At 54.1% G+C, this 26,806-nt stretch carries 23 protein-coding genes and 1 tRNA gene; 9 read left to right on the forward strand and 15 right to left on the reverse strand.

All coding sequences use genetic code 11. The annotated features are described in order from the left end of the window. Positions 1–34: 34 nt before the first annotated feature. The 4 genes from hemB (at position 35) to ACYVI1_RS11295 (ending at position 3,803) form a co-directional block, all read left to right on the forward strand. The gene (gene hemB / locus ACYVI1_RS11280; protein WP_460910016.1) at positions 35–1,006 is read left to right on the forward strand and encodes a porphobilinogen synthase; all 972 of its coding nucleotides are present in this window, start codon (positions 35–37) and stop codon (positions 1,004–1,006) included. Then, positions 1,003–2,340, forward strand: coding sequence for a dihydroorotase (locus tag ACYVI1_RS11285; RefSeq protein ID WP_460910018.1), 1,338 nt, complete (start codon positions 1,003–1,005; stop codon positions 2,338–2,340). The genes hemB and ACYVI1_RS11285 overlap by 4 nt, the downstream gene beginning before the upstream one ends. 81 nt (positions 2,341–2,421) lie before the next feature. Continuing rightward, a tRNA-Leu gene (locus ACYVI1_RS11290) sits at positions 2,422–2,505 on the forward strand. 110 nt (positions 2,506–2,615) lie between these two features. Further along, on the forward strand, positions 2,616–3,803 hold the full coding sequence (locus ACYVI1_RS11295; protein ID WP_460910020.1) for a site-specific integrase: 1,188 nt from the start codon (positions 2,616–2,618) through the stop codon (positions 3,801–3,803). Between the two features lie 41 nt (positions 3,804–3,844). On the opposite strand, the gene ACYVI1_RS11300 is transcribed toward ACYVI1_RS11295, so the two are convergent. The 3 genes from ACYVI1_RS11300 to ACYVI1_RS11310 form a co-directional block, all read right to left on the reverse strand. Continuing rightward, the gene (locus ACYVI1_RS11300) at positions 3,845–4,120 is read right to left on the reverse strand and encodes a hypothetical protein (RefSeq protein WP_460910022.1); all 276 of its coding nucleotides are present in this window, start codon (positions 4,118–4,120) and stop codon (positions 3,845–3,847) included. Between the two features lie 467 nt (positions 4,121–4,587). Beyond that, on the reverse strand, positions 4,588–4,803 hold the full coding sequence (locus ACYVI1_RS11305) for a hypothetical protein (RefSeq protein WP_460910024.1): 216 nt from the start codon (positions 4,801–4,803) through the stop codon (positions 4,588–4,590). A gap of 51 nt (positions 4,804–4,854) precedes the next feature. After that, positions 4,855–5,337: a hypothetical protein gene (locus tag ACYVI1_RS11310; RefSeq protein ID WP_460910026.1), complete on the reverse strand. Its 483-nt coding sequence runs from the start codon at positions 5,335–5,337 to the stop codon at positions 4,855–4,857. 195 nt (positions 5,338–5,532) lie between these two features. Between ACYVI1_RS11310 and ACYVI1_RS11315 the strand changes: the two genes are divergently transcribed. The 4 genes from ACYVI1_RS11315 (at position 5,533) to ACYVI1_RS11330 (ending at position 7,818) form a co-directional block, all read left to right on the forward strand. Continuing rightward, positions 5,533–5,700: a hypothetical protein gene (locus ACYVI1_RS11315; RefSeq protein ID WP_460910027.1), complete on the forward strand. Its 168-nt coding sequence runs from the start codon at positions 5,533–5,535 to the stop codon at positions 5,698–5,700. A 40-nt stretch (positions 5,701–5,740) separates the two neighbouring features. Continuing rightward, positions 5,741–6,160, forward strand: coding sequence for a hypothetical protein (locus tag ACYVI1_RS11320; RefSeq protein WP_460910029.1), 420 nt, complete (start codon positions 5,741–5,743; stop codon positions 6,158–6,160). Between the two features lie 205 nt (positions 6,161–6,365). Continuing rightward, positions 6,366–6,815, forward strand: a complete 450-nt coding sequence (locus ACYVI1_RS11325) for a response regulator (protein WP_460910031.1) — start codon at positions 6,366–6,368, stop codon at positions 6,813–6,815. A gap of 373 nt (positions 6,816–7,188) precedes the next feature. Continuing rightward, positions 7,189–7,818: a DUF4468 domain-containing protein gene (locus ACYVI1_RS11330; protein ID WP_460910033.1), complete on the forward strand. Its 630-nt coding sequence runs from the start codon at positions 7,189–7,191 to the stop codon at positions 7,816–7,818. A gap of 70 nt (positions 7,819–7,888) precedes the next feature. Here the strand turns inward: ACYVI1_RS11330 and ACYVI1_RS11335 are convergent, their stop codons facing one another. From ACYVI1_RS11335 to ACYVI1_RS11350, 4 genes are read right to left on the reverse strand one after another with little or no spacing between them, the layout of a single operon-like run. Continuing rightward, a complete protein-coding gene (locus tag ACYVI1_RS11335; RefSeq protein ID WP_460910035.1) occupies positions 7,889–11,266 on the reverse strand; it encodes a phage tail tape measure protein in 3,378 nt (1,125 codons plus the stop codon). A gap of 8 nt (positions 11,267–11,274) precedes the next feature. Continuing rightward, a complete protein-coding gene (locus ACYVI1_RS11340) occupies positions 11,275–11,775 on the reverse strand; it encodes a hypothetical protein (RefSeq protein WP_460910037.1) in 501 nt (166 codons plus the stop codon). Further along, the gene (locus tag ACYVI1_RS11345) at positions 11,775–13,850 is read right to left on the reverse strand and encodes a hypothetical protein (RefSeq protein WP_460910039.1); all 2,076 of its coding nucleotides are present in this window, start codon (positions 13,848–13,850) and stop codon (positions 11,775–11,777) included. Before ACYVI1_RS11345 ends, ACYVI1_RS11340 begins: the two co-directional genes overlap by 1 nt. A 2-nt stretch (positions 13,851–13,852) precedes the next feature. Beyond that, the gene (locus ACYVI1_RS11350; RefSeq protein WP_460910041.1) at positions 13,853–14,116 is read right to left on the reverse strand and encodes a hypothetical protein; all 264 of its coding nucleotides are present in this window, start codon (positions 14,114–14,116) and stop codon (positions 13,853–13,855) included. A 48-nt stretch (positions 14,117–14,164) separates the two neighbouring features. Between ACYVI1_RS11350 and ACYVI1_RS11355 the strand changes: the two genes are divergently transcribed. Next, positions 14,165–14,302, forward strand: coding sequence for a hypothetical protein (locus tag ACYVI1_RS11355; RefSeq protein WP_460910043.1), 138 nt, complete (start codon positions 14,165–14,167; stop codon positions 14,300–14,302). Between the two features lie 37 nt (positions 14,303–14,339). On the opposite strand, the gene ACYVI1_RS11360 is transcribed toward ACYVI1_RS11355, so the two are convergent. The 8 genes from ACYVI1_RS11360 to ACYVI1_RS11395 are packed head-to-tail and all read right to left on the reverse strand — an operon-like array spanning position 14,340 to position 26,806. Next, positions 14,340–16,724, reverse strand: a complete 2,385-nt coding sequence (locus ACYVI1_RS11360) for a hypothetical protein (protein ID WP_460910045.1) — start codon at positions 16,722–16,724, stop codon at positions 14,340–14,342. A 44-nt stretch (positions 16,725–16,768) separates the two neighbouring features. Beyond that, on the reverse strand, positions 16,769–17,398 hold the full coding sequence (locus ACYVI1_RS11365; RefSeq protein WP_460910047.1) for a hypothetical protein: 630 nt from the start codon (positions 17,396–17,398) through the stop codon (positions 16,769–16,771). 2 nt (positions 17,399–17,400) lie between these two features. Next, positions 17,401–19,632: a hypothetical protein gene (locus ACYVI1_RS11370; protein ID WP_460910049.1), complete on the reverse strand. Its 2,232-nt coding sequence runs from the start codon at positions 19,630–19,632 to the stop codon at positions 17,401–17,403. Continuing rightward, the gene (locus tag ACYVI1_RS11375) at positions 19,632–21,863 is read right to left on the reverse strand and encodes a hypothetical protein (RefSeq protein WP_460910051.1); all 2,232 of its coding nucleotides are present in this window, start codon (positions 21,861–21,863) and stop codon (positions 19,632–19,634) included. Before ACYVI1_RS11375 ends, ACYVI1_RS11370 begins: the two co-directional genes overlap by 1 nt. Before the next feature lie 5 nt (positions 21,864–21,868). Then, positions 21,869–23,485, reverse strand: coding sequence for a hypothetical protein (locus ACYVI1_RS11380; protein WP_460910053.1), 1,617 nt, complete (start codon positions 23,483–23,485; stop codon positions 21,869–21,871). Between the two features lie 3 nt (positions 23,486–23,488). Beyond that, positions 23,489–25,471 carry a hypothetical protein gene (locus tag ACYVI1_RS11385; protein WP_460910055.1) on the reverse strand — a complete coding sequence of 661 codons (1,983 nt, stop codon included), beginning with the start codon at positions 25,469–25,471 and terminating at the stop codon, positions 23,489–23,491. Between the two features lie 44 nt (positions 25,472–25,515). Beyond that, on the reverse strand, positions 25,516–26,040 hold the full coding sequence (locus ACYVI1_RS11390) for a hypothetical protein (RefSeq protein ID WP_460910057.1): 525 nt from the start codon (positions 26,038–26,040) through the stop codon (positions 25,516–25,518). Next, positions 26,033–26,806, reverse strand: a complete 774-nt coding sequence (locus ACYVI1_RS11395) for a hypothetical protein (protein WP_460910059.1) — start codon at positions 26,804–26,806, stop codon at positions 26,033–26,035. The genes ACYVI1_RS11390 and ACYVI1_RS11395 overlap by 8 nt, the downstream gene beginning before the upstream one ends.

Raw genomic sequence — 26,806 nt, forward strand, 5'->3', positions numbered from 1 at the left:
CTATAACTCTACGACTTCATAACTTTATAACTTAATGAACCTAACTCGTCGTCCGCGCCGGAACCGTCAGTCGGCGGTTATCCGCGACATGGTGCAGGAAACCCGCCTGTCGGTCACTGATTTTATATTGCCGCTCTTCGTCATGGAAGGGCAACACGTTCGGTCAGCAGTAACCTCTATGCCCGGTATTTACCGCTTATCGCTCGACTTAGTGCTGGACGAGATTCAGGAATGCGTAGACCTCGGTATTCAAACATTCGACCTGTTTCCAAACCTGCCCGAATCGAAGAAAGACAAATACGCTACGGAGAGCTACAATCCTGATGGGCTGTATCTGCAAACCGTTCGCGCCATCAAAGACCGCTTCCCTGATGTGGTAATCATGACCGATGTCGCGATGGACCCGTACAGTTCCGATGGGCACGATGGCGTTGTCGAAAATGGTAAAATCCTGAATGACCCCACGCTGGAAGTTCTGGGAAAAATGGCGCTTGCACAGGCGCAGGCCGGAGCCAATATCATTGGCCCGTCAGACATGATGGACGGGCGGGTGGGCTACCTCCGTCAGGTACTTGATGCGGGCAGTTTTCAGGACGTGGCTATCATGTCCTACGCAGCTAAATACGCCAGTGCATTTTATGGGCCTTTCCGTGACGCACTGGACTCAGCCCCGAAATTTGGCGATAAGAAAACATATCAGATGAATCCGGCCAATAGCCGTGAGGCCCTCATCGAAGCCCAGCTTGACTACGACGAAGGAGCCGATTTCCTGATGGTAAAACCGGCTCTGGCCTATCTGGATATCATTAAACTGTTGCGGGATAACTTTCATTTACCCATCGCTGCCTACAACGTTAGTGGCGAATATGCCATGATTAAAGCAGCCGCCCAAAATGGCTGGCTCGACGGCGAGCGTGCCATGATGGAATCATTAATGTCCATCAAACGGGCCGGGGCTACGGTGATTTTGACGTACTTTGCCAAAGAAGCCGCCCGAATTTTATGAGTAAACTCCTGATTCGCAACGCCCGGTTAGTGAATGAAGGGTATATTGTTGAGACTGATGTACTGCTCGAAAACGGATTCATTGCCCAAATCCAGCCGGGCCTGTCTGACACCGCTATCAACCAGATTATTGACGCTAATGGACAGTATCTGTTGCCGGGCGTTATTGATGATCAGGTGCATTTTCGCGAGCCGGGGCTAACCCATAAAGCCACCATTCAGTCCGAATCGCGGGCGGCTGTGGCGGGGGGCGTCACCTCGTTTATGGAGATGCCCAACACCGTTCCCAATGCCCTAACGCAGGCATTGCTGGCCGATAAGTATACGATTGCCGCCCGGACATCGCTGGCAAACTACTCGTTTTTCATGGGTGCGTCGAACGATAATCTCGACGAGGTGCTGCGTACTGACCCGCTCACTGTCTGCGGCATCAAAGTATTCATGGGGTCATCGACCGGTAATATGCTCGTCGATAAGGAAGAGGTTCTGGATGCCCTGTTCCGGCAAAGCCCTATGCTCATTGCCACCCACTGCGAAGACGAAGCCTCTATCCGCGCCAACACTGAGCGTTACAAAGCCGAGTACGGCGACACCGCAACTGCCGAACTGCATCCGCTGATTCGCAATGAGGAAGCCTGCCTGAAGTCGTCGTCGCTGGCTGTTGAACTGGCCCGGCGGCATAACGCTCGTTTGCATGTTCTGCATATCTCGACTGCCGACGAACTGGTCCTGTTCGAGAATAAACTGCCGCTTTCGGAGAAGCGGATTACGGCGGAAGTGTGTGTACATCACCTTTGGTTTGACAGCCATGACTATGCAACGCTGGGCAACCAAATCAAATGCAACCCGGCCATTAAAGCCCCGCGTCACAGAGCAGCACTACTTGCCGCCCTGGTAGACGACCGCTTAGACATCATCGCTACCGATCATGCTCCGCACACCTGGGCTGAAAAGCAACAAGACTATTGGCAGGCTCCATCGGGCCTGCCGTTGGTGCAACATCCGTTGTTGATGATGCTCGAATTTGTGAAGCAGGGCAAGCTCTCGCTCGAAACGGTCGTGCGTAAAATGAGCCATGCCCCCGCCGACTGTTTTCAGATTAATCGGCGTGGCTATGTTCGTGAGGGCTACTGGGCCGACCTTGTATTAGTAGACATGAACCAGCCAGCAACGGTTTCCAAACAAAATATTATCTATCAGTGTGCCTGGTCGCCTTTAGAAGGGCGGACATTCGGGTCTGCCGTGACGCATACGCTCATATCAGGCGAACTGGTTTATCAAAATGGTAAATTCCTGACTGAGCAACCGGGGAAGCGGTTACTATTTAACCGGTAACCACGAAAAAATTTAGTGAAAAGCCTTGCGTGTACGGCAGGGTGAACCGTATCTTTGCAATCCCAATCCGGAGAACAAACTGCCGAAGTGGTGAAATTGGTAGACACGCACGTTTCAGGGGCGTGTGTCTTTACGGACATGCGAGTTCGAGTCTCGCCTTCGGCACATTACAACAGCCTGTAAGTCAAGTACTTACAGGCTGTTTCTTTGTCGTTTCGGCGGCAATGGCAAGAAAATGGCAGATTCGACTGTCAAAATCAATTACTCAAGTTACGGTGAAATACCCCTTTAAAGAGCCATTCATCTCCCGGCCCGCTGACGATGATCTAAAAAAGCAGTGGGTAGTCGAATACGGAATCTGGTCTGAGCGGGAGCAGAAACTTAAGCGCAAGCGGGTTGTTCTCAAAGGAGTCAGCGTTGCCGAGCGCATAGCCGACGGGCGGGAGGTTATCGCTGAATTAAAAAAAGTACTTAAAGAGGGTGCCTGCGTGGATGCCCTAAAGAAAGCACCCGTCCGGGCGTTTGAGGTAGAATCCGTTCAGCTTCATACGCCGATTAGAAAGGCAATTGATGTTTACTTGGACTATAAGAAGAAAACGACCAAACACAACTCCTGGCGAACTTACCGCTCCAGTTTGGGCACCTTCCGCCAATACCTGCTCGACACGCCTGGGCTAAAAAATGCCGCCCTTAGCAACTTTCATGCTGGCGATGCAATTGACTTTTTAGATCAGGCCATTATGAAGTACGGCCTGACGAACCGGGGCCATAATAACGTGAAAGACAATGCGGGTATGTTCTTTCGGCACTGGTGTAAGCGGTTGAACCGGCCCAATGCCAGCCTGTTACTGGTTAATCCGTTTGAAGACATTCCCGACAAGCGCACGACCTCGAATAAACACACGGCCTACACTGACGATCAACGAATTGACTTTAAACACGTGGCCAGGCAGCAGGGTGAAGATCAACTGTTGCTATTTGTCCAATTTATGTACTATACGTTCCTGCGGCCCAGGATAGAATTACGCCTGCTACGGGTATATGACCTGAAGGAAAATACCATTTACATCAATGGGACCAATGCTAAAGATAACGCAGGTGAACACATTGAAATAGCGCCCGCATTGGCCCGGCTGATTGATGAGCAGAAGCTACGCGCCTATCCAGCTTCTTATTATCTCTTTTCACCTACCGGCGTGCCTGGTCCTGACCCGGTCGGGCCGGATTACTTTTATCACCATCACCGGCGCATACTGGAAAAGATGGGCCTGCCTCTTAATGCAGGCTACGATATGTATAGCTGGAAACATACGGGCGTGATTGCTCTATGGAGTGCGACCCAGAACATTCGGCTCATTCAGCAGCAGTGCCGGCACTCAACAGCCGCCCAGACGGAAGACTACCTGCGCGACCTGGGCATCATCGTTCGCCACACTCAAATTCAGGATTTCCCGGAATTTTAGCAGGAACAAATAAGCCTGACCCGTTTGGTCAGGCTTCTTAATTAGGCGGCTTCCCGCACCGTCACGGCTTGAAACGCATCCTCCATTGAGTGTAGGTCACGATACAGATCCGCTATGTGTTTAACGGGAGATACATCCTGATCGTGGACCGTGACATTGAGCGTCCGAATCGTTCGGTGAAGCACATCACTGACCCCCGCGCAGGGGTGAGAATTAGGCGGGGCATCTAACTCGTCAAGCAACAAAATCAACGGAGCAACATTGATCTCTTTGCCACTTGTCGGATGTTTGACCCAAATTGTAGAAGTAGGCACCATAAATCTGTGGTTGATGAGAATGTGGTTTTAGAATGAATAATTTGAATTCCATAATCTAAAGGTAAATAAGAGGGACTGTAAACCGCTAATAAGTCACCAATTGTTCATTAATTTATTTTTTTAGAAACTCTGTTTACCTGATTATCAATTTGTTTAACATTAAGCTTACTAAAAATATCATATTAGGCTACTTCATATATACTCGATTTTTGTTTAATGGCTATTACACAGGTTGTTTCAGGTTAATCAAAAAGTTACTACCTCCTGCTACCCAGGTCTTCAAAAAATTAGTGACCTCGTTGCATTTTTCAAAGCTGGCCGGTTGCCCGCAGGCTTTAGCATTTTGCTAACATATATGACAAAATTCACATAACATAACATTGGTTATAAAACACCCCTCGGAATAGTGCTATGATTTTCACTATTCCGGGGGGTATCCTGTTTGTTGTACTTTTCTTCTTTGGCCCTTAAAATTCCCCCGTTATCTCAAAAATCTGTTTGGCCTGCGGGAAACCGACCCACTTGCCGGTTTGGTCACAGCCCCGTCCGGCCAGCGCGATTTGCGCCATGCGCTGGTAGTCGATTTCTCCGCTGGCGATGCAGGCCAGCAGGTCATTGCTCATCAGGCCCGTCAGGTTATCGTCGGAGCGGAAGTGGTCGAGGGTGGCTTGCTTGGTTTTCATACGGTATATAGGAAGTTAGTAGGCCCGGTCAGTACTGACCGGGCCAGTGGATTAGGCAATGCTCAACACAACGCTGTCGGCTCCGCTTTTGGCCGGTGGGTAAGCCCGGTATTCTTCGCCCGTCGTTTCATCCATCATCATGCGCCCACCATAGGGCAGGCTCTTTAGAATTTCCTCCTGCTCTTTGCGTTTGGCAGTGGCCTCGCTTACGGCTTGATTGAGTTCGACCCAGACCGGGTCAAGGCTATAGTCATTGGTAACACCCACCGCTTTGATAGTCATCGAAACCCCTAACCTGGCAACGCCCTCGCGCCCGTAGGTGCTGACTTCATTCAGGCTAACCGCTTTGGCCTTCTCTTTGATGCGGGCCGCGAGCAGTTCAAGTTTGGCCGCTTCAGCCATCAAATTCAGCAGGTCATACCCTTCTCCATCGTAGGTGTTCACCAGCGTATCTGCATAGGCGAAAAGTTCTTTTTTAGTCGAGTTGGTCAGCGAGTGAACAGGTACGGTAATGGTGGCGGTAATCGTGTTCATAAGGCTTTTTGCTGTTTGTTTACCCTATAAAGATAGTAATTGTTTAACAGTTAAACAAATAATAAGGCAAGAAATATTTGCTCTAATTTTTCTTAAAAAAAGATGTAAAATACTTGCCTTATAATTTGTTTAACTCATAAACAAATGTGATATTTGTAAGGTCATCACGGGGATGGCACTTAATCCTTATCGCACATGAGCAAATTTGTAGAAGGTCACATCAAAGAGCAGGAAGCGAACCTAAACGCGGTTCGGGACTTGATAACCGACAAAGGGGAAACCACCCCGAAGGTTCAGGAAGTCATCGACAAAGCACTTGACAAATTAGAAGGCTGGTACGGAATGAGAGATATGTTTAAATAGACCACCGGGGGCCGAAAGGCCCCCACAAATCAAAACTGATATGACTGATGACGAACTGATTGCCCGCATTCAGGCCATTGCCAATTCGGAGGATATGGCCTGCGTCTCCGCCCTGATCCGGGAGCAGCCTGGCAAGATGGCTCCCGCCGTGCAGGACGCGCTCTTGGATAAATTGTCGGAACTGACTGATAAAAGCGAAGCTGCCCGGCAGGACGCGATTTCGGTGCTGAAGGTACACGGGGTCGAATATCCCCTGACGGACTGGCTCACGCCCGCCAACTATGCCCGCAGCTTCCATATTGCGAACGTAGCAACAGTGACGAACTGGATTAACCGGGGTATCATTCCGGCAGACAACGTAAAAGAAATACCTGAACTGGGTCTGCGCCTTGTGAAGGCAGTGGAATATAGCCCCCGGCCTTATACTGCCCCGGCAGGTGAGGAGAAAGACGCTGCTTAGGGCGTGACGCACGACCTTAAGCACATTTGCGATAAGGCAAATACCCCGACTGGTTTCCGGTCGGGGTATTTTTATAGCTATGAAAAAGTGATGCTGCCTGACATCCTGCTCAATAATATTCTCACCAGCGAGTAACTTCGGTTTTACTTAATCATATATTTATCACACACTTAGTAACTAACTTGTGCCAGAACTATCCCTAATTATGAGGCCCTCCGACAAATTTCTAATTCTAATAGTTGATGATGATACCTCGCTGGTTGAGGTATTAAACCATGCGTCACAGTTTGGATTTCCCGAAGCCACGTACATTCAGGTAACTAACTCGGCTGACGCCAAAACCTACATTAAAAACCTGCATGGGTATGGGCCAAAATTAGTTCTGCTGGATATCAATTTAGGAGAACAGGTAGACGGATTAGACTTTCTGGTGTTCCTGCGCGATTATCCGCAAACCCATGCCTTACCCGTCATTATGCTTACGGTCAGTGAATTACCCGCACACATTGAGAGGGCATACTCAATCGGTGCTTCTTCTTTTACCAACAAACCCAATAATTTTGAGGAGTGGGTTAGCTATCTAAGCCGCTTACGAATCTTTTGGTTTGAAACGGCTACTCTTCCATCTATCCTGTTTTATAAAGCTAACGAGTAAATACGAGCGATGCTGATGGATACGAAAAAGCCCGGTCGAGGAATGGACCGGGCTTTTATTATTTATTTCCGAAAAGGGGGTGCTGCCTGACCCGTTGCTCAAGTTTCCCCGCCTACAGGACAAACCTACTTACACCATTACAATGCAAGTACGGGAGAACAGCACCGCCTACTCGACAAGGCGGCACCATTCTCCTGTAAGCGTACAAACTGAAACTTGAGCAGGGCAAAATTACAAAAAAGCCCGGCCAATATGACTGGGCTTTCACTTATATAGGAAAGATTTACTAAATGATGTACATGGCCAGTAACATGTCCAAAAATGAGTGGGGTTTTTTTATAGCTTTGGTAGGCTATTAAACAACTTTCCTTTTATGAAGCATATTCTATTCGCTTTCCTTCTTACCACTACAGTTAGTGTTGCCCAAACAAGTATCGAACCTGTCTACTTGCCAATCGACAGCACTACTGGCAATGTTCAGTTTCGGGAAGTTATCTCCTTAAGTCCCGATTTAGACACAAAAGCAATTGCACAGAAGGCCCGAACGTGGGTGGCCGTTGCTTATCGCAATGCAAAAGATGTCGTTCAGCAATACGATCCTGAAGCTGGTATCATTATCGTGAAGGGGCAATTTGCGAATAGAGTCTTTTATAAAGGGGTTGCTCAGTCTACCAGCGTTACCGTCCATCATATGCTTACAATTGAAGCCAAGCCTGGACGCTACAGAGTAACTATGAATAATCTTGAGCAGGAGGCAGGAGGCATGAAGGCATTCATTAAAGCCAATCATGGCTCAATGAGTGAGCAAGAGTATTTAGCAGAAGTTCAAAAATATTCGTCCGGTAAGGGTATGGAAAAAATGGTCATGCGCTCCGCTCAGAAAAACGTTACTACGACGCTAACGGACAATCGGCTGTACACATCTGAATTCAAAAAAAATGCTACAGCCTTGTTAGAAAGCCTAAAACAGTATATGCAGAAGAAGGGTGAGAAAGACTGGTAATAAGCCTTTTCCTATATGCAATAAAGAAGCCTGGTCAATTGACCAGGCTTCTTTATTGCATATAGGAAAACTACAGTGAGGTATCTTCATTAATCTCATCGACATAGTCTCGCTGCTCCCGAACCTTGAAATAATTGTAGTTCACTGGCCGCTGGGCAATCGCTTCCATCTTAACATTATTGGCCTGAAGTTGCTGATAAATTTGCACAAGAATTTGATCGCTCAACCCGGAACCGACGGAGCCAGCCTGGTTAGCCGAGGCCGCACCAGGCTGATTCTGAAACGACAGGTTACGCCAGCCACCCGATGCCTGGAGTGCCTGAAGCGCACCGGCCAGATTCGCCATAACCGGGTTCTGAAGCATCGGGGAAGACATAATCCACTCCCGTCCGGCTTCTCCGGCAACGTAGCTGCGGCCACCCTGATTGTACAGCGTTGGCCCACTGGTAAAGCCCGATGGATTTCCGCCGTACAATTCCCGCATACCCGTAAACCCACCATCTGCTTTTTGGGCAAGTTCGCCAATACCCTGCGCGGCAATCGAGGCAATGCTGATACCCGCCCGAACCTTTGCGGCTGTCGCATTGGTCGTCTTCAGGGTCAGCCCTCCGTCGGGCAATAGTGACCAGGTGGGGTTGGCATAAATCTGGGCAATTTCCCGGTTCATATCCACAATCACCTGCGCGATGGCGAAGGCTTTTTGTCCGGCAATGGCCAGTTTATACGCCGTTGAGCCTTGTTTGAGGAATCCTTTGAGCACATTGATACCTTCCGACATGGCCGAACGCTTGGCATCCTGAAGGGCGTATTCAGCCTGCTTCATCTGCTCAGCATAGGCGTGCTCGGTGGTTGCTCTCAGCTTAACCTGCTCGTTCCAGTTCTCCGTAAGCTGACGCTGGGTATCTGCCGATTCCTGGGCGAAGGTCTGCTCTAGCAAGAGCTTCTGGGTCAGGTAGGCTTCATCCGCCTGCAACTTTAGCTGTTGCACCTCCGCATCCCCAATGGCAGTCGGGGCTGCAGCCTGACTGCGCTCGATACCACCCATCTCATCGGTGCGCTGTTGATCAGCCGCATTCATGGCCGCGTCGAGCCCTACCTTATTGTCGTTTTCAGCCTGCTTCCGCCTGCGCTCATCCTCTTTTTCATCAGCCGCCTGTTGGATAGCCGCCATCTCCAGCAGACTTAACCGCTCGATCTCCTTAATTTTTTCGGTGTTATTTTTAGCCAGTTCATACATTTTGGTGTACTTCTCGGCAAAGGCAAACACGGCCTTGTCGTAATCCGACTGCTCCGCTTTTAGGGCATCCTGCCGGGCATCAGCCAGCATCTTTTCCAACTCATCGGCATCGTGCTTCGCATCGGTCTGCCGTTTCTTGGCAGCCTTCTTTTGCTCCTCCGATAGTCCCCCACCCCCTCCAGTTATTGTAGCGGTTGGACTTTCGTGACTCATCACCTGCCGCAGAAGGTTATCGTAGTTTTTCAAATCACTTTCCGCCTGACTAATACCGGCTGCATACTGCTCACGAATAGCCATTGCATTCTGTACGCCTTGTTCGACCAATGCGGTAGGAATGGCCGCAGCATTACCTCCTGATTTAATCACCGCCCAGAGTTTCTGCCATAAACTCGGTTCCAACGCCAGCATCTCCAGGTGTTTCTCCTTCGCTTTCAGGAGCGCAAGGTTGCTTTCGATTTCATAGCGACGAACGGCTATATTCTTCACGTACTCAGCCCGCTCCTGCTGATTCATTGCGTTATAATCCTGAAGCTGCCTCGTAAATCCCTCCAGCAATTGGGTGTGCTTTTCGGTCAATTTTTGCAAATCCCGCTGCAACCGAAGCTTTTCCCGCTCCAGTCGTAGGGCTTGCTCTGTGTTGTCGGAGTAGGTTTTTACGGCAAAGGCCAGAGCCGACAGGCCAGCCACCACAACACCAATCGGATTGGCTAACATAATGGCACTCAGAGCCGCCCATGCACCCCTGGCCAGCGTGACCGCTGCCGTTTGCAGACTTATCTGACCTGTTAAGACCCCCGTTGCCAGGGCGTATGCTTTAGTTGCTACTTCCGTTACAACCAGCATCCGAAAGCCCAACTCGTAGGCGGCTTTCCGGGCCAGTTCAGCGGCTGTATTGGCAATGGTCGAAATGGTCGCTTTAATGGTGGCTCCGGAGTAGGCCACGACTGCCAGACCCACTGCATAAAAGTAGGTGGCATTCTTGCTCAGCCAGCCCCCCAACTGCGGTAAGGCTGTAAGTAGGTCAGTGCCCACTTTGACCACCTGCGTGAAGGCCGGGGCCAACTTTGTACCCAGCGATACGGCCAACCCATCCACTTTCGCCCAGAACATTTCTGTTTGATGCTCCAGGGTCGCATTATTTTTAGCAGCCATGTCATAGGCCGCTGAGGTGCCGGTTAGCCCTTTGGTAAATTCCGCAACCCGGTCCCGGTGGTTAATCAGGGATAGGGCTGCCGTTACGTTTTCTTTCCCAAATAGTTTAGTTGCCTCTGCCGAACTCAGGTTCTTTTTGGCCAAGTTCTCAAGCGCCTTCTCCAACCCGACAACTCGCGGATTCGTATCATCTGCGCCCTTCTGAAGGTCAAGCAAAATATTACGAAACATCGTACCCGCCTGCTCCCCTTTCAGCGATTCTTTGGAAAGGCTCTGGAGCGCACCATTGGTTACCTCGAATGATAACCCAGCCTGATGAGCTACAATCCCGGATGCTTTGAGGGCCATTGCCATATCGCCAATTTCGGCTGAGCCGACCTGAGCACCACCTGCCATAACATTGATAAAGCGGGTGGACTGTTCGGCACCGGCGTCGAACTGATTCATCGAACCAACCAGCGAGGCCGTCGCATCAGCCAGTGTCATTTTGGATGCCTGGCTAAGCGTCACCGCCTGCCTGGTAACATCCGCCAATAATTCAGGCGTTTTGATTAAATCTGAATTAGCCGAACCGACGAGTTTGAATCCCTCAAGCATTTCAGCGGCACTTTTGCCCAACGCTGGCCCCATCGCTTCGGCCTGCTTATTGAAGTAGGCAACATCCTTAGCCGCCAAGCCCAGGTTAGCCGACATATCAGCCGAGGCTGAATTGAAGCTCTGATAAGCATCCTTAAGTTTAACAGGCAGGGAAAGGAGCGTTTGAAGGCCCGCCGTGACCACATTGCCACCAATCACGCCAGCCATGACCCCGCTACCCAGCGACTTGAATTTCTCCCAGGCAGTTTTTTCCTCATGAATCCGGACGATGCGCTGTTGCTGCGCCCGCATCAGGGATTCCAGTTCAGCCTTCTGCCGTTTGTAACCCGGATCGGTCTCCGACAGCGAATACAGAGCTTTGCGCTGATTGATGGTAGCCGCCGTGAGGGTCTTCATGGTGACCTCACTCTGTTTGCCGTTAATGACTAAATCAATAACCGCCCGTTCGTTCTGGGTACCCATAGTACAAGTTACAAGTTGAGGTGGACGCTGAGGCTCAGGGCCGTTTCCAGGCTGTCGAGCATCAGGTGAATATTCTGTTCGGCCAGGATTTCCCGAAGCCGTTTGATTTCGTAGGATTTGCGCTTCGAATACCAGGGCTTGCGGGTTCGGCCCACCTGCCCGATTTTCAACTGACGAGCCACTAAGCGATCCGTATGGCTGGTCCCCCGGCCCACACCCATGTCCAGAAAGCGGCCATACAGCAGGAATTGAATCATTACTTTATCAATTCCAGCCCCTTCGGATACGGACTGATACCAGGTGCGACGCAGGGCGTTGGTGCGGCTCTTTTTGGTGCCAAACCGGTAGTTGCCGAGCGAGCTGCGCTGCACCCCTTTTTTAGTGGTGCGGAGGCCATACACTTTCTTGTCGAGGTCGGCCTGAAAGTGCTGGATGCTGTAGGTCAGCCAGGCCCGAATAGCCGCTTTGGTTTGAATTTTCTGGTTAATATCCAGTTCGGCGTAGGTCATCAGGTCAGGATGTTATAGCCCTCACCCGGATCGAGGGAAATGCCCAGCTTATAATCCAGCAGCGTGATGTCGCGCACGTGATTGATCAGTCTGGTTTCAACCAGCAGGTTCGGCTCCAGCACCACACTGGCACTGGGCAGCGTGTAGTAGTCGACCGATTCCACATAGGTCGTATCGGCCACGGTCGCCAGGTTAACCAGCGTTGATTTACCCTGTTGTTTCTTTCGTAAACTGAGCAGTAACCCGGCTACCGTGGCCGGAGCCGACCGCTGGGCATCAGTCCACGCCAGTAGCGTCAGGGTTGAATACACCTCATAACCCGATACGTTCTGATTGCCAATGGGCTGCTGAGCAGTCGTGACCCGCTTTAACTCAATCCAGACAACTGGCTCATCATTATCGGCAGCCTGGTCGAGGCCATCGGGTAAGCTCAGGGCAAACAGCTTGCAGGGCATAATCCCGGATGGACCGGGACTCTCAGCCTGTAGTTTGTCGATGAGGTAGGTGCGCCGGGCCTGCCCGTCGAGTTTGAGGGCAATCGGTTCGTGCAGCTTCAGCCCGGCAGCGATGCCCACCGGCAAATCCAGCGGTACCGTCACAGAGCGGGTCTGATCCCGAAAGTAATAAAAAGCCCGCAGCACACGCCGGAATTCACCCCTGCGCCCACCCAGCATGGCGGCTTTCGTGCCCACCTGCACCTGCCTGCCGTCGTTCACATCGGGCGTTCCCAGCGGATACAGGCTCCCGTTTGAACTCTGAACCATGCCCCGGTAGGAGATAATCCGCAGGGCCGTCTGGTACTTGAGCGTAACCTGCGTTTCGCCCGGTTTGGGCGACTCCGGGTAGCGGTCGGTATCTTTATAGGCAAGGTCGAGGATATTGCCTGCCTGACGAAGCGTGGGCACCATCCAGTTGCCACCGCTCATCCCCGATGGCTCGTACATTAACTGGGTGGCACACACGCCCAGCTTCACCTCGTCCCGCTCGGCACCAATGGCGCCACCGCCAACCGCCAACCCCACCGGCACGAGACTGGCTCCGGTGCTGTCTTTATACAATTCATCGGCGGCATCAATGCCATCAACGATGGAAAAGCCACGACTGGCAGGGGATTCGATGCCCCACTTTCCGGCAATGTAGGGCGTCAGGTCACGCGCCGGTGTGCGAACCACATCGGTGAACCGGCGAATGGTGACGGTCTGTAAATTGCCATCAAAATCATACAGCAGGCCGTACCGCTGCCGGATGATTTTCAGAAAATCACCCACATTAAGTTTGGGGACGTGCTGACCCGCAATGACCGAACTGACCACGCCCGAAAACAGACCCGGACTTTTACTGGAGATGGCCGTCTGATTGAGAATAACCAGCCGCTGCACCTCCTCATCGGCAATCCAGTCGCCATCGATGCGATAGCCCGCGCGGGCGAAAATGCGCTGGAGCACCCACGTCAAATAAAACTGGGGACTGATTGGATAGCCCTTTATGGTGTCCGAATCCAGTAGAAAGCCGTATCCGCCACCAGGCAGCGGGCCCCATGCATTCACATACGGCTGACGCACAAAACCGGGTAGTTTGGTGGCATCGAGTTCAGGCTCAAAAAAGCCCTCGTTGCGAATGGGAAAGAACGTGCAGGGAAATTCACCGGGTGCCATCGCTGCAATGGCCTTCAGCTTCAGCACGAGCGGGTCCAGAAAGAAACTCGTCAGCACCACCTCATCGGGCAGCGCATCGGCCAGGCTCAGTTTTTTAAGCTGACTGAAGACCTCTCCCCCATCAATCTTGAGGTAGCCGGTGCCTTTGCCCTCGGTAATCCGATAGTTGAGCAGGCACCTCCTATACAGCACCCCAGCCAGCCGAACCGTGACCGGAAACTCCATGCGGGGCCGGGCGTGACCGGGCCGGTAGCCTGACTGAAGAAAGGCTTCATTGGGTTGAACCGGAAATTCAATCGGGTAGCTCTTGGCACCGGGTAATACGTCATCGGCCATCCAGCCCGCCGACCGCTCCAGGGTCATCGACTGGTCGGCGGGTAGGGTAAGCCGGAGACCCTGATCGTTGGTGATGGCAATCATGATTAGTTAGCGGCTCCCCGCGCGATAGCCGCAATAGCAGCCAGGATGATGATGCCCCAGAAACGGGCTTCTTTGCTCTGTAGCCGTTCATTTTGCTCATGGAGCAGCGTGTTCTCCGAAGCGGACTGGAGGAACTGTTTCCGTTCAGCATTCAGCGTATCCCGAACGGCCATCACGTTTTCGGCGGGTGGTGGCCAGTAGGTGCTATCCGTTTGGGCCAGCACGGGAGCCGACAGCAATAGGAATAAACAAAGGAGTCGTTTCATGGCGCTAAGGCGTTGGTGACTGCATTCGGAATGTTGGGTCAAAAGAGCATGGAGACCTACCTGCCCACGCTTGTAGCCTTGCCCCTGCTGCTCTTCCTCTACTTTTTGCCCAGGATATGGCGAAAAATCAAACAAGCCCGAAAGGAGCGAAAGGACAATTCGTGGCCCGAACGGGGGCTGGATTAATCCCCTGCCAGCATGAGAACTGACAGGGGAGTGAGGGTTAATTTTCTTTAACGTGCGATGTGCTGGTGACGAGAGTAGCGGCTAAGTTGACCCCCGTAATGCTTAAGTGAGTACCGTCCGAAGTACAGCCTGAACAGGGAACACACGAGTTAGAGAACGCAGGGGTTTCCGTTTTGCCGCCTACGTCATATACGCCCGTCACGAGCGGTGTGCCATCGGCCCGAAACAGCGTTGGCGCGGTCGCCTGCAACCTGATCCAATCGTTAAGCTGACCCCGTAGTGTTATCTGGGTCGAGTTAGCCGCTGTGGAGGGTGAAATGGTCGTTACCCAGAGATCGGCCCCGTTGAGGGCTGCCAATTTTGTCCACCAGGCGGTCAGCGCGGCCTGGGCCTGGGCAAGCGTCGTCCAGCTAAACGAGTTGTTGTTGCCAATATCGGTGATGATGACCTTGTACTTGGCAACCTGATTGAGTACGAAGGCTGTGTTGTTATTATCGAAGGTGCCAATCACCGACGAACCAACCGCGTACCGCGCCCAGGGGATACCATTATCATCCAACCCCTTGCGAATCCAGCCCATTTCGGAGCCTTCGACCCCGATGCCCTGGGAGTCAAAGACCAGCGCCACCGACTCTTTAGCGGGCGTCGCTGTGGGTTTCACCAGCAGTTCCAGCGGGGCATACCCCGACACGACCGTTGTGGTCATCGTGCCCGATGGCACCGCATCAGTGATACTGAACTGGTTCGTTTGAGTGCCCACAACGACCTTGTCAGACGAGCCTTTCAGAATATGGACGCGAAGGTTGGCCGTTGCTGTCGTGTAGAGAGGAAGGGGTAAGGGGTCGTTTAGAACCGTTGCCCCTGGCTGAATGGTTACGGTTGTGGAGCCGTTCCAGGTCAACTGCTGGGTGGCCGTGCCGTTCGAGACCGACGCTTCAATGGTAAGCGGATTAAGTCCGGCGGCTTCTAAGGGTGCGCCACTGACCCACAGCGTCCAGTTAGGCCAGCTAAAGCGCAGGCCGGTGCTATTGACGTTGGGCGTGAAATTGTAGCCATACGTTAAGTCCGTTTCGGTGCCAGCATAGGCATTCTGGTTGGGTGCGGAAAATCGACCCGTACCCAGAATTGCCGTTCCAGCAGACCGGGCCAGGCGTTTGGTTGCCTTCAGTAAGTCCGAAAGAACTTTCCCCTGTGCCGCATCGAGAGCCGTTCCGGTCGCGGTCGTTGTCAGGTTGTTGGTAAGGCTGGTTGAGGTGCCACCGCTGACGCCACTCACGGCTGCGTCTACATACGCCTTTACCCCGCCCGATGTGACCGGGTTTATACTCGACGTGGTTGGCGTTGAATCGAAGGTCAGCGCGGCTTGCTTGGCATTCCACGTATTTTTTTCGGTATCGGTAACAAACCGATTGGACGCATCCTGCGAAATCTTACTGGCTGCTAAAGCCGTCAGCCAGCTTGGATTGCTGTAGCTGCCCGAAAGCGCAACATACAGGGCGTTGTTTGCCGTTGTGGTCGAGTAAGCCGATAACGCATTGGTAATCGCCTGAGCGGTTCTGAGTGAACTCATGTAGGCCGAGTTATCGGTACCCCCTGTGGCCTGAGCCTGCGTCGCTAAGGCAGGTCCACTTCCGGCAGTTGCATTCCAGGCCGCTCGTTCAGCATCGGTAATGAACCGGTGCGATGCATCTTCAGTAATTTTTGTAGCGGCTAACGCGGTTAGCCAGCTTGGGTTAGAATAACTCCCGGATAGAGCCACATACAGGGCGTTATTGGCGGTAGTAGTCGAATAGCCGGACAAGGCGTTGTTAATCGCCTGCGTCGTGCGAAGCGCACTCATGTAGGCTGAATTGTCCGTTCCGGTTGTTGCCTGCGACTGGGTCGCTAAGGTCAGGTTGCCCGCATTCCACGCGGTTCGCTCGGCATCCGTCAGGAATCGGTGCGTGGCATCCTCGGTAATTTTGGCCGCTGCCAGTGCCGATAGCCAGCTCGGATTCGAGTACGTGCCGGTGGTCTGCACAACGGTCGACCCATAGCGGGCTGTTGGAATTGTGCCACTGGTCAGCCCGGCTGCATTGCCGTCGAAGGAAGAACCGCCCGATACGTTGTTGCTCGGCAGGCCACTGAGCAGGAAGCCACTCAGCGCGTCAGAGACAGTGGCCCCGTAAGCCGCTCCGGAGCCATCCCGGAATTTGGCCGGAATGTAGTATTTGTACGGTCTCGACAGGCCAACCTCGATGAGCACCCCACTTGCTCTGGCATAGATGGGTGAATAGGCAAACGATTTTAGATTGCCCCCCACCGAATCGGCGGTGAAGAGCTGTTCGCCCACCCGGTAAATGCGGAGGGGTTCAGGAGTTGGCGTCTGGGCCTGGCCACTGAAGCTGGCCAGCAGCAACAGCGAAAGAAGGAACTGTCTCATTTTGGAATTATTGGATTACGGTGAATACGTGATTAAGAAATGGACTACGATGCCGGGCGGGTCAGCTCAATCCAGTCGTGCATGTAGACGGTGCCATCTTTCCAGCGGAACTCGATGGTGTTGGCTCCAGCTACCAATTGAATCGTGGTCGAGAGCGTGGTGGTACGTACCCCCCCATCGGCTCCTTCGAGGTTGAAGTCAACCCATCCACCCGAATTGACACGATACTGACCTGTACCCGTCTGAGCCGTGTTGGTCTGGTACTTATGCTTCAGGCTTACTCCTGAAATGGTCACCCCGTTGGGATTGGTCGCCGTATATGCCAGTGCAGTCAACGAACCGCCCTGACCGATTGGCCCTCTTTGGGTTCCATCCAACGGAATGCTGCCAGTCGCGTTCTCCGCTTCGAGGTGCAGGTTCAGGGCCGGAATTGAGCTACCCCCGCCCGGCGCGGCTGGCTTCACCAGAGGGGGCACGGTATTGGCCGGAATGATGGCCCCATTATCGACCGTCAGCGGACCAGCGTAGGTGCCGCCCTTGACCGCATTTTTAAAGGCATTCTTCCCCGTCGTCGTGAGCGGGTAGGTAGCCGTATTGACCTCAGCGGTCACTCCGTAGAGCAGTACATTGTCCGAATTCCTTCGGATGTTAGCGTGTTTGGTTTCGATTGCCATGGTTAATCAGGATTTGTCGACCCGATGTAGGTCGGAATGAATTTTTCGGTACCAGAATAGTTCGTTGGGAATGGATAGACGTTCTGAATGCGAATCGTGCCAATCATGCCATTCCAGTTTGCTACACCCGACATCGGTATTTGAATGGTGCGCTCAACGCCGTCGAAGGTGGCCTGAAAGGTGGTGTTGTTATTCTGAGCCGCCGATGACTCGGTATCCCCCGGCTTTTTCCATTGCAGGTTGAGCGTGCGCGTCTGGCCGTTTCCGATCCATCTTCCCTTGACGTAAGTGACCGGAATCTCACTGGCCTTCCAGCGACCATGTGGCGAATTGAACGCCCCATTGGGATCACCGCCCGAACTCTTTCCGCCTATCGAGAACTCGTATTTATTATCCGAGTTGAATTTTGCCGGTTGATTGCCTGACCACCAGCCGCCCGTCGTGCCGGTTCTAAAGGTCCAGTCGAAACCAACGTGCGTGATGTTCTTGGCATTATACCAGGGGCGAAAGCTCGACAGCAGATTGCCCACGTAGATATAGCCGGAAACCGCCGTTGCCACGTTGACATCGTAGTTCATCATCACCGCACTGTTGATGTAACTGGTGGCGTTGCTGAACTCATCGCCAGAGCGCGAAAGCACCTGACGGGCCACGACGCGGGTGTTATGCTGCGGTACCAGAATCACCCCATTGCCCGCATCGTTGGTTGAAGAAATCCAGCCTTCCGTAGCAATGAGTGCGTCCGTGACTTTATCATTTTCAGGACATCCACACTCCTGCGGCTCATCGGGGCCGATGTCGGTTATTGAGCCATTGGTACCGGGCGAATTGCCATCGTAAATGTGGTGGTGCCACAGGTCGGCGGTGGTGAAGATGAAGGGGAACTCATTCTCCCGGCCTTCATAAATGCGCTGGTTATCGTCGCGCCCATTTTCAACGATGTAGAAATAGCGAATGGCGTTCTGACTGTCGAACCAATACCACATGTGATGGATCGTTTTCGACAATACGCCGTTCAACGCCCACATATAGGGTTTTGACTCAAAGTAGACTACCTCGCCGAATCCGGGTACCGTCCGACGTTCGTACCACTGAAGCGGGCTGTAGTTTCGATAAGCTGACCCGCCGACAACCGGGTTATAGCCTGTATCGTAATAGACGCTCGTGCTCTGGCCAGCCTCCTGATAATCGTGGCCCGGTGTGCCGTACATGGAGGGGCCACCCGACCGACCGGGGTCGGGAGCAGCAATACCGTCATAGTTGCCCTGATAGCCGTCCGCGTTGGTGTTTACCCAGTTTTTCCCGCCATTCAGTGATAAGTGGGTAATGGCCCCGCCCAACGCTTTGAGAAAGCCAATCTTTACGGTGCCATTGTCAAGGTACTGACTTGAGATGCCTCCACTGCCATTACTGGAATTCCACGAACTAAGCTGGTTTGTCTGGGGCACAAACGGAGCCGAGTTGACGAGTTGCGCGTAAGTACCCTCGCCGAAGCCATCCGCGAAATAAGCGGTCGTGGCCGGAATACCACCGCCCCCGCTGGTTGTCGTTGAACTGGGTGGCGTGGTGGTTGTTGAACTGGGCGGGGAGGTATTGCTGCCCGTCAGCACTATCCGATTGGCAGCCGTAGTGGGCGTCAGGGTATAACTGTAGGTGGCCGTCGCACTGGCCTGCTGCGCGGTTATTCTGAGCGCGGGGCCGGTATAATTCAGCGTCCATTCCTTGTCATAGACTCCCTGGCCGCTGAGCGTTCCGGGATTGTAGTAGTTGCCGGAAGTGATGGTGACACCCCCCGGATTGTTGGTGGTGAACGACTGCCCATCGATGCGCTCGAATTTGAGTTTACCAATTCCGCCAGCCCCTTCAAACGTTAAGAGCGGAGACGCGTAGGAATACCGAAACCCGCCGACCCACGAGGGAGCGGCCACCGTCTGGCTGCACGTCGGAGCCACTAAGGGTGGTATCGTTCCGGCGGCAATGACGCAGCCCGAATTGACCACCGTCAGGTTGAAGGCACCCGATGCGATGGCGGCTGTCCAGGAGTTCAGCCCCGACGTGGTGGGCGGGTAGGTGTTCCAGTTGCGAATTGACCAAACGGTGTAGCTGGTACCCGTTTTGCCTGGCTTCGGGGCGATGGTCGCCGTTTTGGAGGTGATGCTGGTTGTCGTCTGGGCCTGCGCGGTAAAGCTGGCCAGTGCCCAGACTGATAAGAGGAGACTGAGGAACTTCTTCATTAGGCTAATTCGGGGGGTGTTGGGTGATTGGTAATTTTTGCTTCACGGTAGTCGCCCCGCCACGTAATGGTCTCATCGAGCAGACTGGGAAATTGGGCATACACGTCTTTGCCGTCGAAGTCGGGGAAGTCGTCAGGCAGATGGAAATAATCGAGGTAGGTCCGCCGACCGGCTAAGCGGATTTTGTAGCCTGGTGAGCGCGTACCCGCTTTATCGACCCACAGGATGACATCGGTGTTGCGGTCTTCATCCTGACAGGGCCATTCTCCCCGCAGCCAGATGGTTCGTTTGCCCTGATGGGTGGCAATGCCTCCGCGCAGGATCGGTTTACGCCCAAAATGTTCATCCGGTTCGGCGTTGGAGACAATGCCCTGATTCTTCAGCCACAGCTTGAATTCAATCGGTTTGTAGACCGTATCGAATAGCCAGTTGAGGTTAGCCGCCCGCTGAAAGCCCTTCTGATACAGCTCGACACTGGCGCGGGCTTTGGACCCTTTGTTGTTATTGGCACCCAGGTCCGTGCGGTTCTGGGTTTCCATCCAGCCCCGCACGTAGCTTGAATTGAGGTACATCCGAATGGCATTGCCTTCCACCCAGTTGGGGTAAAGGGGCCGCTCATTGAGCATATTAAATTCAGCCTGGCTGAGACCGTTATAGCCCGGTGCCAATTCCGTATTACCGGTGTCGGATTCGGTATCGAGCCGGAATTGCGCCGAAAACTGAATGTTTTCATAGCCAGCCCCCCGCACATTCGACGCGGCCAGGTGGACGCTGCCCGCCCGCAGGAAATAGTTGGCGTAGTCACTGGCTTCGTAACCATAGCGTTTAATCATGGCCATGAAATTGTCGTCTTTGTAGACCACGCTGGCCTGGCCGCAAATCGTCGCGGCCCGTTTGTCGGTACGCCACACGGGATTTCCGGAGACGACCTTCATCGACCCATCCGGGTTTTTCTCGAACATGCTCTGCCCGTCGTGGGTGTGCTGCATGTAGCGACCCACGCCCACGAAGGCTTTGCCTGCCAGCACCAGTGCGCCCAAATCCGACGGTGCGCCCAGGGGATTGCTCTGGCTGGTGCCCCGGTAGGGTTCCATCACCTGGCCAAAACTCATGTAGCGGGGATAGCCGGTATCCCCGTCCGTATCATCCCGGAAATGGGGAGCCACGAACGAGAGGTTGCCCCAGTCGGTCATACCCGACTTCAGGTCAGGCCCATCCGGGTCAGCCTCACTTTCGGCGATGATGTGCTTGGTAATCCAGCCCACGTGCCGGTACCACTGCATGTAGGGATCGGAACCCGCACGCGCCTGCCAGACTTCGTGGTTAACACTGAAGTATTCCACCCCACCGCCTTTCCAGTCACTCTGTTTGAAAAGCTGATACCATTTTTTGGCATATAAAATGGCGGCTGCTTCGGTCTGAAGGAAAATATGGGTACCCTCGAAGGCGGGGTTCGTTGTGGACCACTCCAGTAATTCCTGCCGCAGGTTTGCCGGGCAGTCTGGCTCATCAGCCGCTTGTTTGGCAGCCGCGTAATTAGCCAGTTCGAGGGCACGTTTGAGGGTAGTGGGATACGGCTCGCCTGGTGTCCATTTGGCCGATTCAGAGGTGTGTGTCCAGCCCCGCCCCATCAGATCGTCATCCTGCTCGTCGGTGTACAAGCCACCGGGATAAATCAGGATTTTTGAGGGATGAATCGTAAACGTGGGGATGCGCTTGAACAGGGCCGTATTGAGGGCGGGTTGCGCTGTAAACGCAAAGTTGTTACCCAGCAGCCGGGGTTTGGCCTGGCTGACGGCGGTCAATCGGGGAGCCGGAGTACTCACAAAGGCATTGCCCGCAAAGTCGGCACCGACTCGGGCGAAGGCGTAGGAGGTATCGAAGCCATCGCCCGTGATAACCTCCTCCCCCGGATAGTCCGTATTATCCCCAATAACCAGAATATCACCATCCCCAGGATAACCTGAATTATCCGCGATGACGATAATATCACCGTCATCACAGATACGGACAACCCAGTGCTTGCCGGCAGCGGCATTGGGGGCTGCGGTGATACACTGCGCCCGGAGGACCAGTGCAGCCTCAGTGGTCAGGTTCGCAAACAGAGCCTCCGCCTGGGCGCAGGTGTACGTGTTTTCGTTATAGACCAGATAGACCGTCTCGCTGATGTCAACCGCGATGAGGCCGCTCACTAATTTATACGTCCTGAATCGTGTGCGTAAGTAGGCCATGTCGGTTAGGGGGTTGGGGCGGTGTAGACAATCGTGCCAGCATCAACGGGGTTGCTGGCCATTGCAGGCATTTCGTAATCGAGGTGAATGGCATTACTGCCATCCACTGACAGAGAAAATTCGATGCTGAAGGAGAAGGCAGCTCCGCTTTCCTGGTAGTACTGGCCGTAACTCAAATGATGGTAGCCGTCGTCGTAGGCAGAAGGATCGAAAATAAATGCGTCCGGATCGGTCCCATTCGGCCCCAGGGTGTAGAGTTCACTCCAGGCGTTATAGCCGGTAGTGCCTTCTTCGTCGGTGATCGTGCTTCGGTAATAAATGCTGGTGAAATTCCCCGTTGCGAACGTTTCGGGTGAGGTGCGGACGTAAAACATGATGTTACTGTTCCGTACTTCCCGTAAAATGCTCTCAATAATCAGGGCGGGCGGGCTGGCCACGTTTACGGCCGTAATAATTCCCTCAATAAATTCATTATCGGGGAAGGTAAACCGGTACGTTACGGGGACGTTGGCGGTAATGCTGTCTTCGGCAACGTGAGCAACGGCGGTGGCATTTGCCCCCGCCGTCAGGGTCATATCATCGGGGTACGGGGCGGTCAGGGAATAATCACCAGCCCCGGTGTATTGGGTCGAGGAACCATCCGAGAAATGCGCCGTTACCTGAATTTCGGGGCTGCTATCGCCCTCCGAAACGTCTATGTCAGGCAGGCTGTAGCCGGTCAGGGTTGGGGGTCCATTCAGAATGATTAAGGTGTTGCCAATGATACCCCCGCCCACCTCGGATGGGAATGTGAAGCGAATCACGAGTTCGGTGTCTGCGTTGACTACATCGTCTCCGACCGTTATCGCGCCTTCGGCATTGGGTTCAGTGGTTACACCAACTCCGGCTAAGGGGATAGGGAAACCATACGTTCCGCCCCCGGTGTACTGCTGTTCAGAACCATCCGAATATTCCTGGATGACTTTTGCGAGGGCCGTTCCGCCTTCGGCAATCGTAAGCGATGGTGTGACGTCAAGCCGGGAATCAGTAATGGTTGGAGCAATGGGCGTCCATTCGCTGTCGACCACTTCCACGTCGATGCTGTCAGCCACGATAACCGGCTCCCATTCACTGTCAACGACCTCGACATCAATCGAATCGACCACCACGACGGGTGTCCACTCGCTATCGACCACCTCAACATCAATGCTGTCGACCACAACCACCACGTCAGGCACTTCGATGTAGTGAATGAACATATCGAAGGTGGGTGCAGGAATAACCGGGTCAGGATCGGGGTCAACCGGGCAGGAACGAAGAATAGCACACAGGATGGCCTTCGATACCGGGTCGCTGTCGACCGCCTGCAGCATGAGCAGGAATGCCGCCCGGCGTTCAGCCAGCGTTGCCGATTTAGTCAGATTGGGCAGCGTATCGTCATTGGTCGACTCCCCAAAAATGATGGTCGAAATCGCCACCGCATTCTGAGGAATGTTGCGGCAGTACACCAGATAGGCTGTATCGACCACAAAGGCAGCGCCACCCGGCTGGGTCGTAAAGACCCGGCTGGCCTGCCAGTCGACCTGATTTAAGCTGTATTCCCAGCCATCGCCCCTGGGCGTATTTACACGGATACCTGCCATAGTTTAAAGGGGTTCTGCCGGAATGTCGGTGCCTGTCCAGGAGGAGAGGTGCGGTTTGATTTTGATCAGTGAAAACAGGTCCCGGCGCGTGGGCACGTCGAGCAGGCCAGCGCCATCGCGCGTGGTTGGGGTGTTGGCTATCTCGCTATAATTGACGGGCTGGTCTTTGCGCCGAAACAGACTGCTGGCTGAAGTCTGGGTCAGGAAGCCGAGCGTTTCGGGGTTAGGCCGGGCAGCGGCCATCTTGAAGCCCTGAATGTCGGCGTTGGTCAGTTCGCGCACAGCGGCAGGAATGCTGGGGTCGAACACCGGCGTAATGACCAGCGGACTCACCACCACCGTGCCCGCAGGAGCCACGATAGCGGGCAGGGCTTCCTGACCGTCGGGCGTATCGGTATCGGTGTAGAATTCATCCCGGTGCAGGTACGCATACGAGAAGGCATGAGCGAACTGAGATGCTCCATCTTTGGCCTGCTTGATGCTTTTGCTGGTCAGCCCAATAGCGTAGATTTTAGGGCCGACCACCTGAAGCCGCAGCGGGGAGCAATAGAAGTCATTCCACTGCACCAGCTCCGTTTCCTGTTGCCAGCCCGAAGCCACCTCAACCTGCTGCTGGAGGCTGATGTTGTAGTCCAGGAATTGCCCGGCTGTCGGCTCGTACCCACTGGGCAGCATCCGTTCCGATTGCTCATAGAAGCGTTGCAGTTCAGCACTGCCCTTGCCATAGGTCATCAGGCTGCTGAAAGCTCCCAGCGAATTGAGATAAACAAAGTAGCGCCGGTAGGTCGGCAGGTCATACTCGACAATGAAGCGATAGACCCGGCTGCGTAAGCCAGTTTGACCCCGAAGCTGCACGCTGTATTCTTTGAGAAACTTGCCTTCGGGTACCTGGCTGAGTAAATCCAGAATGGCTACGCCTACCGGAAAGCCGACTTTAGCCCCCACCGCAAAGGGAACGACAGCCTGAATGCCCGTCCGCTCCACCGTTGCCTCGTCATCGAAGGTGAGCATCACCTCCAGCGAGACCGAATCGGCATCGTCGCGCAAATTGACAAACGTCAGGAATTGCGGCTCATCGATGCGTACCGCCCGCGCGGACGAACCAAACCGCAGGGCGCGGTCGGTAGCGGGGGTTGCCCCCAGCAAAAAGGTTTGCAGATTAAACCCGGCTTCCGCCCGGTGACGGAAATCGGCTCCGCCCAGGTACGCGTGGCGGGTGATGTCGGTCACGATGGTACCGGGCCGCAGGGGTTGTCCCCAGGCTTCGCCGTAGGCTACGTAATAAGCCCGGTGGGAGTCCTGAGCGAGTTGACCACCCTGCGCCGTAAAATCAGGTACGTCAGCCGATAAATACCCATGCAGCACTTCGCCGACATCGTAGTCGGCAACTCCGTCCGCATCGCATTCCACGTGTGCCGAATCGACCAGGTCAAAGTCGTCTTCAGTTAGGGAGTCACTATCCGCTTTCTGTAAATACAGTTCCAGATAAACCCCGTAGCGTTCGCGCAGCAGCGCATCGGCTCCGGCCGTATCGACGCCCAGAGTGATGGGGGGTGTGGGTGGCGGCAGTGCCCCGATGCCCGGCGTCAGAATGGCCGAGAGGGTATAGGCAGCACCGGGTTTGCGGGCCGTTAGAATGACTAAGGGGAGCTGGCCGAAATTGACCCGCGACACCACAAAATCAGCCCGGAACGGAAAATAACTCCTGAAGTAAGCGGCCAGTGCATCGGCATACCCCGGTGAGCCATCGCCAGCCGGGAACTCGGTCGGAAGCTGGGGCGTGGTGCGGGCCGTGAGCACCTGCGTCTGCCCATTCCAGCGTAAACGCAGGATGGTGCCATCGGGCACCGGCGCGGTAACATTCAGCCCAACAATGGCTTTCACCCCGGTCGTTTCGTAGCGGCCTGAACCGGAAAACCGGTATAGCATACGGCCCCCTTTGGTCAGCGCATAGAAGTCAGGAGTCAGAACAGGAAGGACGGCCATGCCGCGAAATTGCCCCAGCTTTGCCCCCCAATACAGGACAACAATCAGTCGGGCAACGCCAGCACGTCGGCCTCACCCAGCGTCAGGTTAATTGGCACCATCCAGCTAAACTGAACCCCGTAGCCGTACCACTGAGCCGACACGGGTCCGACTTTCTCCAGTGGCAGTTGCCGAAGCTCCATCTGAATGCTCTCCGCATAGAGCGCACCCTGCTCGGCATCCTGAATCATAATCGCCAGGGCATTGAGCACAATGGCCCGGCCAACCCGGTAGGCGGTCGCCCTGCCCGGATTGTCAAGGGCTTTAAGCAGCACGGAGAACGAACATTTCAACTGAGAATGGTAATTATCCCGCCCGCCCGTATCGAGGTCTTCATCGAAATTATCCCAAACCAGAATCGGCTGGCCAGCCGGTGCCTTGCCATTGCTGGTGAACTCCAGCACTTCTTTCGGATTGTCCATCTCCTCGACAAAGACGAACGCACGGTGCTCAGCCGAGTGGGCAATGCCGGGCAGTCGGCTGGCCAGCCGTTCGCCGTAGGTTCGGTAAAAGTCGTGCAGGTTATCCATTCTCCAGTTTGGCTTTTAGCTCGGCGTTTTCGTTCATGAGAGCGTCGAGCGTGGTCAGCACTAAAAATAATTCTGTTTTCTCCAGATCCGCAAATGTCCCCAGTGCTCCAGTCTGCCGGGCTAAGCTGAGACCCACGTCGAGCCAGCTACCGCCCTCAGAGCCGCCCGGATTGCGGGTGAACAGATGCGTGAACTGCGCCGGAAACTCCGCCAGACAGCCTTCAAAATTGAGCAGGATGCCCTGTTGCACCGACGCAGGTAGTTCCGCCATCCGGTTCGCCTGCTCCGCGTGGGTACGGGCATCAAAAAGGCTGCGCCGGGCCTCCCCCGATTTTTGCCAGAACCGGGCCTTCGGGCGATACAGGGCCGCTGCCAGGTCAGCTAAGTAGTTGGCGGTTCCGGTTTCCCGGTAGCGGTCGCGGGCGGCCTGCGCGTACATAAACTCACCAAAGGTCAGGAAGTCCAACCCGTCGCCTGGACCAATGTAGGCACGTGCCCGGAGCTTTAGTGAAGGCAACAGCCACCGTTCCGGCAGGGTATCCAGAAAATCCAGCAGGGCCAGTACATCCAGGCGCTGTTCGTCATCGAGGAGCCGGAATGTCGTGTACCTGATACCGTACCAAAGCTGGAGCAGGGCGAAGCGGCCCGATGGATCGCCCCCGAAGCGAATCTGCCAGTTTAAGAACTGAAGAAACTGCTTCGGGGTGATTTCATCCCAACTGGCTGGGCCGGTGAACTTTTTCAGGCCGATGACGATGACGTTCAT

The sequence above is a fragment of the Spirosoma areae genome, assembly GCF_054781775.1.

Coding starts and splice junctions, on each gene's coding strand:
- hemB (WP_460910016.1), top strand. CDS start 35: ATGAACCTAACTCGTCGTCCGCGCCGGAACCGTCAGTCGGCGGTTATC.
- ACYVI1_RS11285 (WP_460910018.1), top strand. CDS start 1,003: ATGAGTAAACTCCTGATTCGCAACGCCCGGTTAGTGAATGAAGGGTAT.
- ACYVI1_RS11300 (WP_460910022.1), bottom strand. CDS start 4,120: ATGGTGCCTACTTCTACAATTTGGGTCAAACATCCGACAAGTGGCAAA.
- ACYVI1_RS11305 (WP_460910024.1), bottom strand. CDS start 4,803: ATGAAAACCAAGCAAGCCACCCTCGACCACTTCCGCTCCGACGATAAC.
- ACYVI1_RS11310 (WP_460910026.1), bottom strand. CDS start 5,337: ATGAACACGATTACCGCCACCATTACCGTACCTGTTCACTCGCTGACC.
- ACYVI1_RS11315 (WP_460910027.1), top strand. CDS start 5,533: ATGAGCAAATTTGTAGAAGGTCACATCAAAGAGCAGGAAGCGAACCTA.
- ACYVI1_RS11320 (WP_460910029.1), top strand. CDS start 5,741: ATGACTGATGACGAACTGATTGCCCGCATTCAGGCCATTGCCAATTCG.
- ACYVI1_RS11325 (WP_460910031.1), top strand. CDS start 6,366: ATGAGGCCCTCCGACAAATTTCTAATTCTAATAGTTGATGATGATACC.
- ACYVI1_RS11330 (WP_460910033.1), top strand. CDS start 7,189: ATGAAGCATATTCTATTCGCTTTCCTTCTTACCACTACAGTTAGTGTT.
- ACYVI1_RS11335 (WP_460910035.1), bottom strand. CDS start 11,266: ATGGGTACCCAGAACGAACGGGCGGTTATTGATTTAGTCATTAACGGC.
- ACYVI1_RS11340 (WP_460910037.1), bottom strand. CDS start 11,775: ATGACCTACGCCGAACTGGATATTAACCAGAAAATTCAAACCAAAGCG.
- ACYVI1_RS11345 (WP_460910039.1), bottom strand. CDS start 13,850: ATGATTGCCATCACCAACGATCAGGGTCTCCGGCTTACCCTACCCGCC.
- ACYVI1_RS11350 (WP_460910041.1), bottom strand. CDS start 14,116: ATGAAACGACTCCTTTGTTTATTCCTATTGCTGTCGGCTCCCGTGCTG.
- ACYVI1_RS11355 (WP_460910043.1), top strand. CDS start 14,165: ATGGAGACCTACCTGCCCACGCTTGTAGCCTTGCCCCTGCTGCTCTTC.
- ACYVI1_RS11360 (WP_460910045.1), bottom strand. CDS start 16,724: ATGAGACAGTTCCTTCTTTCGCTGTTGCTGCTGGCCAGCTTCAGTGGC.
- ACYVI1_RS11365 (WP_460910047.1), bottom strand. CDS start 17,398: ATGGCAATCGAAACCAAACACGCTAACATCCGAAGGAATTCGGACAAT.
- ACYVI1_RS11370 (WP_460910049.1), bottom strand. CDS start 19,632: ATGAAGAAGTTCCTCAGTCTCCTCTTATCAGTCTGGGCACTGGCCAGC.
- ACYVI1_RS11375 (WP_460910051.1), bottom strand. CDS start 21,863: ATGGCCTACTTACGCACACGATTCAGGACGTATAAATTAGTGAGCGGC.
- ACYVI1_RS11380 (WP_460910053.1), bottom strand. CDS start 23,485: ATGGCAGGTATCCGTGTAAATACGCCCAGGGGCGATGGCTGGGAATAC.
- ACYVI1_RS11385 (WP_460910055.1), bottom strand. CDS start 25,471: ATGGCCGTCCTTCCTGTTCTGACTCCTGACTTCTATGCGCTGACCAAA.
- ACYVI1_RS11390 (WP_460910057.1), bottom strand. CDS start 26,040: ATGGATAACCTGCACGACTTTTACCGAACCTACGGCGAACGGCTGGCC.
- ACYVI1_RS11395 (WP_460910059.1), bottom strand. CDS start 26,806: ATGAACGTCATCGTCATCGGCCTGAAAAAGTTCACCGGCCCAGCCAGT.